Annotated in this window: 12 protein-coding genes and 1 CRISPR repeat array (1 of these 13 cut by a window edge); of the genes, 1 reads left to right on the top strand and 11 read right to left on the bottom strand. The window is 35.7% G+C overall.

What is annotated here, in order from left to right; all coding sequences use genetic code 11:
* Positions 1-783: a CRISPR direct-repeat array (repeat unit 37 nt; unit sequence GTTTCAATCCCTCATAGGGATTATGTGAAATTTCAAC) (it extends 790 nt beyond the left edge of the window).
* Positions 784-1,010: 227 nt separating this feature from the next.
* From cas2 to cas3, 11 genes are all read right to left on the bottom strand, one after another.
* Positions 1,011-1,283 carry a CRISPR-associated endonuclease Cas2 gene (gene cas2 / locus H6G06_RS06310; protein ID WP_190558136.1) on the bottom strand — a complete coding sequence of 91 codons (273 nt, stop codon included), beginning with the start codon at positions 1,281-1,283 and terminating at the stop codon, positions 1,011-1,013.
* Between the two features lie 88 nt (positions 1,284-1,371).
* A complete protein-coding gene (gene cas1d, locus H6G06_RS06305; RefSeq protein WP_190558134.1) occupies positions 1,372-2,376 on the bottom strand; it encodes a type I-D CRISPR-associated endonuclease Cas1d in 1,005 nt (334 codons plus the stop codon).
* A gap of 108 nt (positions 2,377-2,484) precedes the next feature.
* Complete coding sequence (gene cas4, locus H6G06_RS06300) at positions 2,485-3,093, bottom strand: CRISPR-associated protein Cas4 (protein WP_190558133.1); 609 nt, start codon at positions 3,091-3,093, stop codon at positions 2,485-2,487.
* A 132-nt stretch (positions 3,094-3,225) separates the two neighbouring features.
* Positions 3,226-4,044 (bottom strand): CRISPR-associated endoribonuclease Cas6, encoded by an 819-nt coding sequence (gene cas6 / locus H6G06_RS06295; RefSeq protein WP_190558131.1) that lies wholly within the window; start codon positions 4,042-4,044, stop codon positions 3,226-3,228.
* A gap of 102 nt (positions 4,045-4,146) precedes the next feature.
* The gene (gene cas5d, locus H6G06_RS06290; RefSeq protein WP_190558129.1) at positions 4,147-4,854 is read right to left on the bottom strand and encodes a type I-D CRISPR-associated protein Cas5/Csc1; all 708 of its coding nucleotides are present in this window, start codon (positions 4,852-4,854) and stop codon (positions 4,147-4,149) included.
* 6 nt (positions 4,855-4,860) lie between these two features.
* Positions 4,861-5,904, bottom strand: coding sequence for a type I-D CRISPR-associated protein Cas7/Csc2 (gene cas7d, locus H6G06_RS06285; RefSeq protein ID WP_190558127.1), 1,044 nt, complete (start codon positions 5,902-5,904; stop codon positions 4,861-4,863).
* A 156-nt stretch (positions 5,905-6,060) separates the two neighbouring features.
* The gene (gene cas10d / locus H6G06_RS06280; RefSeq protein ID WP_190558125.1) at positions 6,061-9,405 is read right to left on the bottom strand and encodes a type I-D CRISPR-associated protein Cas10d/Csc3; all 3,345 of its coding nucleotides are present in this window, start codon (positions 9,403-9,405) and stop codon (positions 6,061-6,063) included.
* Positions 9,398-9,841 (bottom strand): type VII toxin-antitoxin system HepT family RNase toxin, encoded by a 444-nt coding sequence (gene hepT / locus H6G06_RS06275; RefSeq protein ID WP_190558123.1) that lies wholly within the window; start codon positions 9,839-9,841, stop codon positions 9,398-9,400. Before hepT ends, cas10d begins: the two co-directional genes overlap by 8 nt.
* On the bottom strand, positions 9,838-10,290 hold the full coding sequence (mntA, locus tag H6G06_RS06270) for a type VII toxin-antitoxin system MntA family adenylyltransferase antitoxin (protein WP_190558121.1): 453 nt from the start codon (positions 10,288-10,290) through the stop codon (positions 9,838-9,840). Before mntA ends, hepT begins: the two co-directional genes overlap by 4 nt.
* Before the next feature lie 75 nt (positions 10,291-10,365).
* Positions 10,366-10,599: a hypothetical protein gene (locus H6G06_RS06265; protein ID WP_190558119.1), complete on the bottom strand. Its 234-nt coding sequence runs from the start codon at positions 10,597-10,599 to the stop codon at positions 10,366-10,368.
* A gap of 381 nt (positions 10,600-10,980) precedes the next feature.
* Positions 10,981-13,158, bottom strand: a complete 2,178-nt coding sequence (gene cas3, locus H6G06_RS06260; protein WP_190558118.1) for a type I-D CRISPR-associated helicase Cas3' — start codon at positions 13,156-13,158, stop codon at positions 10,981-10,983.
* A 154-nt stretch (positions 13,159-13,312) separates the two neighbouring features.
* On the opposite strand from cas3, the gene H6G06_RS06255 reads away from it, so the two are divergent.
* Positions 13,313-14,182, top strand: a complete 870-nt coding sequence (locus H6G06_RS06255) for a WYL domain-containing protein (protein WP_190558116.1) — start codon at positions 13,313-13,315, stop codon at positions 14,180-14,182.
* The last annotated feature ends 120 nt before the right edge of the window (positions 14,183-14,302 follow it).

Genomic DNA, 14,302 nt, shown 5'->3' with positions numbered 1-14,302 from the left:
ATCCTAAAGAGTCGTTGAGTTTCAATCCCTCATAGGGATTATGTGAAATTTCAACCACAGGTGGAAAGTTTGCAAACGAAGCGCCAATGCGTTTCAATCCCTCATAGGGATTATGTGAAATTTCAACGAGATGAATATTATGATGGCGCAAAGTTTTAATCGGTTTCAATCCCTCATAGGGATTATGTGAAATTTCAACATCATCAGGTAAATCTCCTTCAGGCTCAGGCAAAACGTTTCAATCCCTCATAGGGATTATGTGAAATTTCAACGTATCAAGCCGAATTACCATACAAAATTCTTCGTTTCAATCCCTCATAGGGATTATGTGAAATTTCAACGGTGGTCTGTGAGTTACCGCATCAAATCTCTCATTAAAAGTTTCAATCCCTCATAGGGATTATGTGAAATTTCAACTTTTAGCAAAGTAGCCATTTTGTCTATACCTTTTGTAATTTGTTTCAATCCCTCATAGGGATTATGTGAAATTTCAACAGGCAAAGGAGATCCGGGAGAATAATCCTTCGGGTTTCAATCCCTCATAGGGATTATGTGAAATTTCAACAATATCATCCCAGCAAGGACGGATCATCTGCCTGTTGTTTCAATCCCTCATAGGGATTATGTGAAATTTCAACGAGAACGGTAACTTTCATTCTAGGCATTTATCATGTTTCAATCCCTCATAGGGATTATGTGAAATTTCAACCAATAACAATTAAATAGCATAGTGGTATTGCTTTCAAGTTTCAATCCCTCATAGGGATTATGTGAAATTTCAACTGCGGGAGTCTGAAAGCCTGGATATATATAGTTTTCAAGGTTCAGTTGCGCGAGCGATCTGATCATAGTCGATTTCAGGAATCGTGTCAAGAGTGAAAAACGCTGAAAGCCTTGCTGTGTAAGGTGCGCGAGGGGTCGAGTGATAAAAAAGCGAGCAAAGCCTTATGTAGAAATGGTTTCAGGGGTTTTTTGAGAAACCGGATTTTTTACACCCACCCCCTCGCGCATCAAGCGAAGAAAATAGTGTGGTCGCGGGGTTGTTCACCACCAATTCTTTCCACTTTACCAAAACAGCAAGCGCAGAGGAAGTAAAAACGGATGCTATCAGTATCAGCTTTGATTAGCTTATTGAGACGCGATCGCAACTTAGCATATTGAGTATCAGTCAACTCACACTCAAAAATACTATACTGCACCCATTGACCATAAGACTTGAGGATATTATGGATTTTAGTCCGTCGCTTATCCTCAGAAATATCATAAGAAACAACAACATTCATAAATTGGTAATTGGTAATTGGTGATGGGTAATAGAGAAGAATAAACTCTTAACTCTTGCTTTCTTACTGTCACCTGTCACCTAAATAGCTATTTCAAAAACAAAGGTGGATACTTATCAGTTGTTCCCATCAAATATTTAGCTAATAATCTAGCTTGTAATTCAAAAGCTTCTTGATAAGTGCATTTACGCCCCATCACCGGATGTTTAAACTCCGTTATTTTTTTCTTTTGGTACAAAGTCAAAAAAGTTTTACGTCCTTCAGGAGTCAAGTGAACAGCACCGCTTAAAGGTTCCGTCACAAAATCTGCGGGTGTTAATAATTGATTATTCAAAATAGATAAAACCAGCGCATCTACCACCAAAGGGCGAAATTCTTCCATCAAATCTAAAGCCAAAGAAGGACGATTATAGCGATCAAAATGCAGGTATCCTAGACAAGGATCAAACCCTACAATATTTACAGCACCTTGGACATCATGACGCAACAAAGTATAACCAAAACTGAGTAAAGAATTTACCGGATCAGTCGCTGGACGACGCACTCGCTTAGTAAAAGAAAATTCGGGATTACGAATTAATTGATTAAAACCACCAAAATAAGCAGCACTACCAGCACCTTCTAAACCGCGCAAAGAATTGATATTTTCAGTTGACTTAATCGAATCAATTACCTGTTCAATGCGAGTGATATTTTTAGATAAATTAACATCATCAGATTCCCGTTGACGACGCATCAAAATTTGACGGTAATTTTTCAATTTTCCCCTCACAAAACCTTGCACCACATGAATAGATTGGGGTGTTTCTCCCGCAGCTTGCCATTGTGCCTTGCGAACGAAAATATTACCAGACATTTCTGGTTCTAAGCGTCCTAAATAATGACCGATTTCATTAATAAAAGAAAGAGGAATATGACGAATCATTAATTCGGAAACAACCGCAGGTGAAATAGTCGCTCGTCCTAATACTACCACACTTTTAAGATGAATAAAAGGGATATCCTGAAGAATTTTCTTTTCAAACTTCACAGTAATCCGTTCATCAACCTTACCGACAAAAGCATCATTTTGTAAAACGTAAAGAGTACCCATGATTAATTCTCAAAATAAGTGACAGTTAACGAAATAAGATCCCCTACTTCTTTGTTTATCTTGTAAATAAATTATGAATTGATGTAAGAAGTCGGAGATCTGGGTTTTTCAATTTGCCTCTTGATAACGCCCCACCTTCTCAACAGCTTGAGGCAAACATCGAGAATATAAACTACAACCATCACAACGTTTTGTTTTTACAGGTTTTGGCATTGCACCTGTAAACAACAACATTTGCACAGCTTCAATAGTGGCAATGGTACTAGCTCTTAATTCTGGCGTAATTTCTACTAATTGACGTTGATGAGATTGAGCATAATAAATATAACCAAAATTGATATTTTTACCCGTCATTTCCTCCAAACACAAAGCCTGAGCGCAAACTTGTAACTCATCATTATCCCATTCTCCTTTACGTCCGCGTTTATATTCAATTGGGTAATATTCACCATTTTCAAATTCAATTAAATCAGACTTACCAACTAATTGATATTGATCAGACTTGAGATAAATTGCCCGTATTTGGTAAGTTTCCTCACGGTTTCCTTCTCCAATAGTGTGAACTCGTTCATGTAAACTTGTGCCTTCAATAGTGTATTGATTATCAATAAACTCACCTGCACAATGAATCAACCAACAACGATGGGGACAGTAGGAATATTGATTTAATGAGGCAATATTCACATAATCATCAGCAGAGGTAACAAGGGACAGCATAAAATATTCACAATTAGATTTTCAAGACAATAAATAAAAAACAATTCATCTGTAGGTTGGGTTAAGCGACAGCGTAACCCAACAAAAACATTAATAATGTGATCATGTTGGGTTTCCTTACGTCAACCCAACCTACTTTCTTCTTACCATTCCCATTCCCATTGTTGTTTTACGTCCTATTCCCGCATATAAAACAAAATCAGCCAAAGCGTTAATTTGCTTAATTCCTATTGTTTCCACATTGCCCAGAATGCGATAGCTAATTTCACCTAAACAACCAATAAATTTATTTTCATAGTTGCTAATAACTTCAGTTTGGATATTAAAAGCACTAGGATAAACTGATTCAAAGGAAATATTATTTAATTCAATTCCGCTATATTTATTCCAGCGATTCAACAAACTATTAAATACAGATTCCTTGGTAGGTAAAACATTATCAAATCCACCTTGACGAAAGGCTACAGGTGTAGAGAAAATGAAATTAATGATGCGGTCTTTCTCACTTGCTTGTTCATATAATTGAGCATAAGTACAAACATTAGCCCAAGGTTGGGTAGATTGAGGTGTACCTTGAATACTGGTAATATATAAATTAGCTGACCCTAAATGCCAAGGTTGTTCCGGGTTAAGATTCAACCATAAAGGTGTGAGTTGACTAAATAATTTGTCATCTAATAAAGATATCCGCCACCAACAGGGAGTACCAGCAGAAATCGGTTTTTGATGTTCATATTGCAAGATGAGAGATTGATTTTTATGTTTACTTTGTACCTGCAATGGTGAGAGGGTAAAGGCTTTATCGGCGTTTGATTCGTGTAGGTAGTCTCCTAATTTTCTATCAACAGAACTCACTAGGTTAAGGAATAAGGCGTGGTAATGTCTGCCGGTGAGAAAATTGGGGTAGATGGGAGATTGGGGGGTAATGTTCAGGATGAGACTATGGGGCATGATTTAATAGTTGAAAGTGGAGTAATTCCCATTTGATATTTTGCTGTATCAAGGGCGGGCAAGATACCCACCCCACAAGAGTTAAATGCAAATTTGGAGATTCTAAGCCCGAAAACGGTATTGCATTTGTTTGGGAAGTTTTACATTTTTGATATCATCAAAATAGTAATATTCTCCTTGAATTTGCACATTTTGAATGAGGCTAACTGGCGGCATATTTACCACATCATAACTAATGACTTGATTAGTAAACATGACATCTAAGGGATTTAAAGGATGAGTGCAGGTAAATAAACCAGTTTTAGTTTTTGGTTGTGGTAATTTATTAACCATAATTTCTGCCTTACTCATCCATTTACCTAAGCGAACCCATTTAGGTAATTTAATCTCTTTTTGCGAGATGAGAAAAAACTCAAATTGAGTTTCCGGTGCAATTTCCTTTGCTCGTCCAAAACTGGGAATATTCTTTTGGGTTTTTTCCATTTCTACATGGTAGTTATTATTGGCATATTTCCATGTACTCAGAATAGCCGTATGATTCAAAGAACGAGCGGGAGTTATATAGATTCCTTGTTGATTTAAAGGCGTTAAATGTGCTTCATATTTTGGCACTTGTTCGGGGCAGAAATAGCGATAGGAATCTTCTTCAGCAACGGTTGTTGAGTAGATCTGACTATCAATTAAACCGAGTGCATAACAGAGGGCATAATTGTGAATTATTGGCTCTGTTTCGTAGAGTCTGCCAATTTCACGAGTGGCAAAATAGAGGCTGTCATGTAGTTCTAATTGACAACGGTAGATAAACACCATTTTTTGTTACTCCGCTTTCGCATTTTTACCTGCTTTTGATTTTGCGGTTTTTGCTTCTTCAGACTTACCTTTAATATGCTTTTTAGCATAAGCCTTAGCTTCATCATTAGCTTGCTGTAGGAGTGATTTAATTCCTGCTTCGTTATTTGTGAGGTTTTTGACTTCATTTAATAGAGGTAAAAACGCATCACCAATAAAGTCTGTATGTACAATAAATTCGTCTGCCATTAAATTTTTAATTGCATTTTTAGCAGCAGTAATTACATCATCTTCATCTAAAGGATCTGGTGATTTGAGAGTATTATTAACCCTCATTTCGTCATATATTGCTTGAGTCCAACGGAGATTACTGGTAATTTCTCCATCAGCAAAAATAACACCTATTAACTCGTTTCTGACTCTACCTGTGCGGGTTGTTTGTGCGCCATAGTGACGAGTTCTCAGGATGTTATTCAAGACATACAAAAAACTTGCTTCTGTGGGGTCTTTTAATGTAACAATGCTAGGGAAAAATACCTGTGGTCTGATGTGGTCTTGTTGGTTAATTCTACTGGTAACTTCACCAGGTTTAGAACCACTTTCTCCCTTAGAAGCCATTGTACCATTTTCAAAAGGTGCATTGAGAGTAAATGTTTCATGAGATTCATCAAAAGCGGTAATTGAAAATGCAGTATCTACCACAACTTTTGATTTCTCAGAACCAGAGTCACCAATAGCGAAACCGTAAATAATGCAATCAGGATTATCCATTGCAAAAGATACGTTATATTCACATTCTTCTGCTGTCATAAATTCGTATTTCCGCAATAGTTCACGACCTACTAATCTTTCTGGTGTGGATTGTTTACGCTTGAACATGGAAAGACGGCTAATGGTATTTTTATCTTTAACACCAGCCCTTACCCGTGCTTTATTTAGTTCTGAATCTGTTTGGAATAAAGGGTAAGATTCAGTAATGCGAATGGTGAGAAAATGGGCATATTTTCCCATTGGTTTGTAGGGAATTTCTGATTGAAATAATTTAGCGTCAACGGTTTTTAAAAGTGCCATGATTTTCTCCAAAGGTTAGGTAATAGATGTAAATTCCTCGTTCCCATACTCTGTATGGGAATGAATTTTTGAAGGCTCTGCCTTCTGTAAAATAAGTAGAGTCAGAGACTCCGTTAGGCATTCCCAGTCAGAGACTGGGAACGAGATGTGGAGTGATTATTGATTTTCATCATTTTCAGATTTAGATTTCTCGGCGTTTTCTTTGTCATCTTCTAAACGATAAAGAAATTCACAGGTATCTCGAATTAGATTTAATTGACGGCCTGCTAACCGTGCGCGATCGCTCTTAAAACTTCCTTCAAATACATCAACTACAAAATAGTTTGCAAACTCTAAAACTGCTTGTCTTTCCTCCTCCCTTTTATTCATCATCCAACGTCCTTCCGCAGTAGAAGAATGTACCCGATCCATCAGTTTAAAAACCTCTGCTGCTACGGCTGAAATTAAAGTTTCTCCATCAAATACACTGGAATCTGCTTTGAGAATAGTTTCTGCAGCGATATCAATGGGTTTTAAAACTGCATTAGCTTTCGGATTAAACCTTTTATTGGCTCGATAAAATCGGCGATAAAGTTCCGTTAATTTCTTTGGATGATTCAAAGTTGATTTTTCTCCCACAATTAATTTCTCCTCATTAGAATCAAATTTTGTATAAGGGTCAAAACAAGGGTAAAAATGATAGGTGTAAAGTTTTATTTTTTCAATTCTTGCTGTTTCAACTCCTTGGTTACGCACCCATTTATTCAGATAAGCAAAGACATATAGAGGACTGGTTTCAAAATCCTTTGCTAATTCCGTAAATTTCCCCCAATTAGCATCATATCCAGTCTTTCCTTGTCTCGCATTCACATCTAAATGAATAGCGTAAGCAGCAGTTAAAACATTTAAAGGTGCAGGATATTGAATACCGTACTCTTCCCAACCTTCCAGAATGTAATCAAGTCTGAATCTATCTCTTTTCACCAAAGTACGGAAAGCATGAGGCGCACTATCAAGAAATACCGTTTCTTCAAATTCTGCACCATCATTAAATGGGGGAATAGGAGACTCGGAAACTACAGTTTTGACATCTAAAATCATGGGGAAAGCAAACGCTAACCAACTCGGCATTACCCAAGATTCTGTATCAGTGCTATCTCGTCCTGGTGGTAAAGCCATGAAGTAAAATGTTAAATCGTCTGGATAGGAAAGTTTAAATGTGCGGTCTTTTTCACTATCTAAATTTTCATCAATTAAGAAACTATCAACACTTTGATAATTTTCTTTACCTAAATCAACCTGTAAATCTTTACTGATGAAATGATTACGAATGCTCGTGTCAAAACGAGTTTGAGCAATATTCATGTAAGCTTTTTGTAAAAACTTATTAGTTTCTGGAGTGAAGTAATAAGTTGGATAAAAGTAGAGATAGCGATATTTACCATCTTCAAATCTTTTACCTACAGCTTGAGTTTGATTCATTAATATTTGTCTGAGCATCATTTCCACACCAGCAATACTGGAAATGTTGCGTTTAGCGTTAGAACCTCCTAACATTTGTTTATTTGTATAAACTTGGGGTGTAAATAAAACTGCTGATTCCATTTGCTCAGTTACAGTGTATGCAGAATGAGAAATTGAGCAGATTAATTGTTTACCTCTCCCTGGCTTTTTAGCAGCATTATAATTACTCAACTCATTGATAAAATTATCAACTTCAGTTTTTACAGATGTTTCTGTATTGGTAGTGGGTAACATAACAACTCTTAATACCCATAACCTTAAATCATCCCAACCATCAGGTAATTGATATTGTGCAAGAATTGGAGAAATTAAATCTGTCAAGTAATAGATTACCTGTTGACAATTTTCCCGCACATCTTCAATACCTGGATTTTTCTCTAAATATTTAGCCGCTAGATAATACCATTCATAAGGTACACCTCCTGTATTACCTTTGAGTTTTTGTTCTTTCAAACTTTCATTAATGCGTTGAATTTCTCGAATCTGCGGTAGATATTCTGTTAAATTCCAAAATTCAGCAACTTTATGAGTTAAATCAAAATCTGGAACTTGTGGAAGTTTTTTATCTTTCTTCCTTTCAGTTTCAATTTTATTAACTATTTCATCCCAAATTTTGCGAGTAATTAAATCTCCAAATTCGGCAATTTGATCAATGCGAATATCATCATCAAATTGAAAATCATAATCAGCAGATAAAACATTTTGTTTTTGGAACTTAACTAAATTCTCACTGCGACTTTTACCAACAGATGTTTTACCTGTATTTAAAATCCGTAAAGTAGCATCTAAAGCAACTTGCATTAAACCTGGAGATTCAAAAAATAGATTGTAATATTCAGCATATTTCATACCTTTTCCATCTCTACCAAATCCCGTTTGTCTGAGTTTTAATTGATCTCTACAAAGAGATTTAATTTTATTAACTACCATATCTGGTAAAATTTCTGGTGAGATAGGAGGAGCATTACGCAACGCTAGATAAATTACCCCTGTTGGTAGATATAACAAAGGTTGATAATATCTATTTTCGTCAGTATTTAAGTTAGTGTGAGCTTCAATTACAGCATTATTAACAACATTGGTTAAAACACCTCTATTTTCGGCAATGTGATGATAAGTAAACTTCAGTTTTCCATCACTGAGACTATGGAGAATTTCATTTAATGCCCTATTTTCTGAATCTTGAGGATGTTTAATAATTGAAGAAAGTAAATCAGCTAAACGAGTTAAATCACATAAACTGCGAATCGTGCGATCTTTAAGAACAGGATTTAACCCAAATTCCGAAAAATTCCAGTTAGTATCCCAGCGAATTTGTGCATTATAAGCCATACACAATAAATCATCAATATGTTCTTGATAAATTTCGGGATTATTGGGATTGATAAATTTATCAAGTCCTAATTGTCGAATTTTTTCATCAATGATTTTTTTATGTTCATCTAAAGGTAGTTTGCGACAGTCTTCAGGTGCATCTGGGAATTTTTCAAAGTCATGGAGAATAAAACCAGCAATTACTAAACGCCTTTCTTTATCTTTTACAACCCTTTTTACTGTGGTATCCAGTTTTTCTAATCTTTGCTCAATTAAATTTGCTGGAAATAAGCCATTAAGTAAGTGTGTATTTAAAGATTGATCAGCAGCGTTATTTCGTCTAACTTTGGTTTTACCTTCGGCTTCTCGTTTTTCGTCTATTTCATCAAAGAATTTACCACCTTTAGCGGTGACACCAATAGCGATTTTTAGCAAGTTTGGTAATACATATTCGCTAAAATCTGCCATGACTTGATCATTTGGATTTTGCGATTGTATTGCTTCTTTTAATAGTTTGAGTGTGAGTAATTGTCCTTTGGTTTCAATCGTTCTATTATCATCACCATCAAAACCAAAGTCACCCAATAACCAATCATCATCTGAAGTTTCATAATCTGAATTATTCTCTATTTCTAGAAGTGATAATTGTTGATATTCATTTGCATCTTTACTTTTTTTAGCCATTGTCTTCTGCCAATGAAATTAAATAAGAGTTGATTTGTCTGACGTAAAGTGGATATTGCTGTAAGGCAAAATTAATTGCTTTAAAAACTTGATTTGGATCTATATCATCATATTCATGAACTAGACGATTTCTTAATCCTGATGATGGTGCTATTTGTTTCGCTAATTCTGATGTAATTATTTGAGATTTACCTAATTCAATGAAAGCCTCAAAATTAGTGTAAGATTTTCCAGGGTTGAATTTTGACAATATATGATCGTTGATGTCTATTGCACCTTGAGTCATTAATTGCAGGAGTCTTTCTACAATAAGCTGTTGACGAAAATCAGCTAAAAATTCATCAAGACTAATAGAAGAAAATTCTTCTAAGGTATTGTAATATTTGGTAATTAGCTGTAGTCTAGCTAAAACTATTTCTGAGTCTATATTATTCATGCTTCCCACTTATTTAGTTGTATTTCAATTATTCGATGTTGTTCTTGACGGAATCTTTTTAATTCTGATTCAGTTTTTAAGAAATTTGAGCGAAAATTATCAAATTCTCCAGGGTATTTCTCAAACACACAAATTCCGTCACGAGCAACAAAATGAGCAATTAACCAAGAAGATTGATTTAATTGAACAATATCAATTTTGTCAGAATTGATTTTAAATAATTCCCCAATCAACATGGGTAACTCAAACAAAGCTAATGGATGTTCTTCTATGTATGAATTATATTTTTCCTCATCCCATAAAACAGCAAAATCCCAGTCACTATTGGCATTAGTGTTCCCAGTTGCTCTAGAACCAAACAGGACTAACATTTTTAAGTAAGGTATTTTTTCAGGAAGTTGTGAGGATAGTTCTTGAAGTTCTGCAATTGTGGGAGTGTTGTTTTTCATTTCATATTTCCTAATTTTTGATTTTGGTGCGTTACGCTATGGCTAACGCACACTCTACTAGCCGTAAATAGCACTTTAGTCCTCTGGTTCTGGTTCAAGAAAGGTTAAACGATTCTCTAAATCTTCATTTTTGCAAACTATATGTCTTAAATGCGGTATTTCTGCTTCTAGGACGCTCATTGATTCTTGGTTTTCTTGAAGCTGATTTTCAAAATTGTCAAGTTTTAGCAATATCTCTTCATGTTTTTTTTCTAAAGCACTAATACGGTAATTATGCTCACATACTTCACCAAGTAAGCGTATAGTCACGACTTGATTTAGTGTATTAATATCTGCTTTCTGTATAAGATTAGCGAGGAGAGATTCAGTATTTTGGTAGAGCATGGAAGCTTTTCCTTTTGTATTGGGTTGCTCCTACCTAGTATATCTTTTCTTTTTTAGCTAGACCAGCTAATTCATTTAATTACTCCTCTTTAAGTTAACAGTCTAATCTTTGAGTAATGATTGTGTGACCAGCTAAATATTTTAGTTGACTTTTAATCAATTTCATCGTACAATCTGCTTCTGCGGGTAGACTAATCCTTATTAGGGATTGAAATACACAGTCATTTGTCGCTGATAGTTTGTTGTCTACCCTGTAGCTTGAGTAACTTAAGCTATTTAAAATAATCCCTATTAGGGATCGCAACCTCAAGCAATCCATATCTCATCTCCTTGGCTTTTAACCGTATAAGCAAGTGTATCCAACAGCAACGCAGATTGACCAAAGGCTATAGAATAGGGCTGAGTTGCTTCATGAATACTGTACTTGTCACTGATGGGATAAAGTTGAAAGTACATGGGTAGCCTTAACCGCATCCGCACTTCCGCCACTGGACGACGAATCACATAACAAACTAAACCCTCTTTTTTCAGTTTTTTATCAATTTGACCTATCCAAGCATTATCCGGTTGCCATACTCCCACCCCTGTTAAAACCTGAACTTTCCAAGCATCAGCGATGGGTTGCAAGTCTCCAGAATAGGTAAATTTCCAGTTCAACCGTTCTTCACGATAGGAACGCAACTTGATAAATGCGAGACAGTGGGCAAATCTACCTTTTGCTATGGGTTGTCCGGTACGTTCGGCGGTTTCTTTTAATGTCCGCATAAATCCCGCTTCCGTCCACATTTCTATTTCTAAGTTGCTTAAAATTCCCGGTAAATCGTAGGTTTTAAATCTCTCATTTTCGTTGTTTTCTGTTAAATCATATAATCCACATTGCAAAGGACTAGAACCGCGAAAACTAGCTGCATCTTCAGCAATGGGATTTCCTGATTTACCTGACACTTCTTTCCAGTCTTTAGCCCATCCTGTAATATATCCAGCTTGTGATTTTAAACTTGTATTAAATACTTGTTCACAGGCTTTTTGAAACTTTTCTCTACTTTGAGCATATTGTTGTTTAATGGTGCGATCACTCAATTTACAACATAACCAAAATGACTGCACAGCACCCCATCGGCGATAATAGCCATGAAAATCATTAATTTTCCGATATTGTTCCTTTATCGTTTGTTGCAAAAATGGACGATCATAAATATTATCAACTTGTAATGCTGGTGAATCTGTTTGAAATAAACGCTCAACTAAAAAGTTAGGAACTAAAGCATAAGCTGTATAATTCTCAAATTTAATCTCTTGACCATTTTTTTGATATCCGTCATGTCTTCCTAATCTTCCTAAACGTTGAATAAAGTTACCAGAATCCGATGATTCAAAAATCAGAAAGTTAATTTTAAAATCAACTCCTACATCAATTGTACTTGTACCTAAAACTAAATCAGCCGACAAACTTAACTCTTTCTCTCCTTTACTTGATAAACCTGTATTTTCTCCTACTGTCAAATTATAGGGTTTTAAAATTTCTTGAAAAAATGGAGTTAGTCGCTTCACTGCTGCAATTGAATTGAGAATAATCGCGCCTTTACTTCCTGGATATTCTTGAAACTGAGATACAATTAAATCAATATTGGCTTTTAACCAAGTTTCTGAAGCCTTAAAACTCGGTTCTAAAGGTATGAAATTGAGTGCAATTCCTCGCGCTACCTGTCGCCAATTTTGGTTTTTAAGTTGCGCTTCTTGTTCTGGATGATCAGGAAATTGATATTTATTTTCTTCCAGAGGATTTATTTCTTGACAACGAAATCCTGCTGTTTCTAATCTGCTGATTAAATCTTTATCTGGTGTAGCTGAAAGAAAGAGAAATTTTTTCCTGCGGTTTGTACAATGAATTAACAGCATGGTGTTAATTACGCTGGCAATTTGGGGAGCAGCAAAAACATGAAATTCATCAAAAATAAATAAATCAAAGTTTTTATTAACTCGTCCCCAAAGTTTATCAGGACTATCATCATGGCTTAGATATGCTCCATGATGTAAGTAGTGGAAAATATCAGGATTGGTTAAAAGTATTTCAGATTGTACTACACGAGTTAAAAGTGCAGCACCTTTTTTTAATTCTTCGTTTTCCGCATAAATTTCTAAATCAGCCCCATTCAATCTAACTACACGAGGTTGATTTTCTGGTTTAAATATATCAATATATCCTTTAATTTGGGTTTCTTGATCACGCGCTAATTCATTAGTTGGGTAAAGTCCAATCGCGGAAAATTCACCTTGAAGAACTTCTAAATAAGCAGCTAAACTTTTACCATCACCTGTCATTGCAGTATTGAAAACTACGTCAATATTTGGATCGCGCAATGCTTTTAAAGTCTCTAATTGATGCCAAGATAAAGACCAATTATCAGGTAATTTAACCCCATCAGGTGTGGGGACTGTTTGCGAATAAACAGGTTTGAGTTGAATACTGTAGTTTTCTGACATACCCTTAATAACTTATTTCAATTTCTGCCACCATTGGTGGCAGTTTTTCATTGTTACCTTAAAAACTGTCCGTAACTCGTTGCTAAAACCTATAATGACACTGAAAATAAAAGTTGACAAGAGAAAACAAGTATAAAGTACACGGACACTTTTAATGAGTCGCAAAGGTCAGTCCATAACCCTGTCGGTATCAGAACGAGACAAAGCCGAACTAGAAGCGATCGCTCTCGAATTCGGTATGATGTGGGGAGAAGATAATCCAAATATCTCCAAACTCATCAAAGCGATCGCCAAACGTGAATTAATTGTTGGTAAAAATCATGACTGGCAGGATTTCCGTATTCGCGCTTTACATCGCTGTATAGGTGCATTAACCGACATCGGACAAAATGAACAAGCGGAAATTATCGCTAATTTGCTACTAGAACGCAGTGAATTATCCGTACTTTTACGGAAAGAAATAGAAGGGTTTTTAAATCATTCTCGCCCATCTTGGCGGTTGCAAATAGATCACTATATATTGCGTGAACAACCCTTTCAACTTTCCTATCAAGATGCAGCAGAACGAGTATTTAATTTTACTGTTCGTTATGCCAAAATCACACCCCATGAAAAGCGTCAATATCTTGACTGTTGGTGTGAAGAGACAGAAGGAAATCTTGACATCCCAGAATTACAACATAATTGGTGTTTTCGTTTAGACAACATTAACGAAGCATCGGTTATGAACATTACTCGAAAATGGCTTAATAACTTAGATCAAATAGATGTAGAAATGCACCTATACAAAGGTTTAGCTTTTGCCTATCAAACCAAAGCAGAAGATAAAACCGTTGAATGGCTACCAGATCAACCACAGGTGAAGCGAGTAATTAGGAGAGTATCAAATACATTCTGGTTTATTCGGGAAATTATGCAATATTCATCTGATTGTATTGTAGTCTCACCGGAAAACGTGCGATCGCTCATCAAGAAAAAACTTATAGAACAATGTCAAAGATATGACATTTTAGGTGACAGTTAACAAGTGACAGGTGACAGTTAAGAGGGAATAGGGAATAGGTGACAGTGAGGTGTAGGGTGTTAAGTATGGATGATGAGGAGGTGGGAATAAATATTTACTTTCTACCTCTACTCAACTCCT

This window comes from Anabaena sphaerica FACHB-251 (assembly GCF_014696825.1).
Classification (GTDB): domain Bacteria; phylum Cyanobacteriota; class Cyanobacteriia; order Cyanobacteriales; family Nostocaceae; genus RDYJ01.
The sequence above is the reverse complement of the archived record's forward strand: the minus strand, read 5'-3'. Positions and strand labels throughout refer to the sequence as shown.

What these genes read in the sequence shown, in the direction of transcription:
- cas5d (WP_190558129.1), bottom strand. Translation starts at nt 4,854, where the DNA reads ATGGTGTTTATCTACCGTTGTCAATTAGAACTACATGACAGCCTCTAT.
- mntA (WP_190558121.1), bottom strand. Translation starts at nt 10,290, where the DNA reads ATGAAAAACAACACTCCCACAATTGCAGAACTTCAAGAACTATCCTCA.
- cas2 (WP_190558136.1), bottom strand. Translation starts at nt 1,283, where the DNA reads ATGAATGTTGTTGTTTCTTATGATATTTCTGAGGATAAGCGACGGACT.
- cas4 (WP_190558133.1), bottom strand. Translation starts at nt 3,093, where the DNA reads ATGCTGTCCCTTGTTACCTCTGCTGATGATTATGTGAATATTGCCTCA.
- cas7d (WP_190558127.1), bottom strand. Translation starts at nt 5,904, where the DNA reads ATGGCACTTTTAAAAACCGTTGACGCTAAATTATTTCAATCAGAAATT.
- hepT (WP_190558123.1), bottom strand. Translation starts at nt 9,841, where the DNA reads ATGAATAATATAGACTCAGAAATAGTTTTAGCTAGACTACAGCTAATT.
- cas10d (WP_190558125.1), bottom strand. Translation starts at nt 9,405, where the DNA reads ATGGCTAAAAAAAGTAAAGATGCAAATGAATATCAACAATTATCACTT.
- cas6 (WP_190558131.1), bottom strand. Translation starts at nt 4,044, where the DNA reads ATGCCCCATAGTCTCATCCTGAACATTACCCCCCAATCTCCCATCTAC.
- cas3 (WP_190558118.1), bottom strand. Translation starts at nt 13,158, where the DNA reads ATGTCAGAAAACTACAGTATTCAACTCAAACCTGTTTATTCGCAAACA.
- cas1d (WP_190558134.1), bottom strand. Translation starts at nt 2,376, where the DNA reads ATGGGTACTCTTTACGTTTTACAAAATGATGCTTTTGTCGGTAAGGTT.
- H6G06_RS06255 (WP_190558116.1), top strand. Translation starts at nt 13,313, where the DNA reads ATGAGTCGCAAAGGTCAGTCCATAACCCTGTCGGTATCAGAACGAGAC.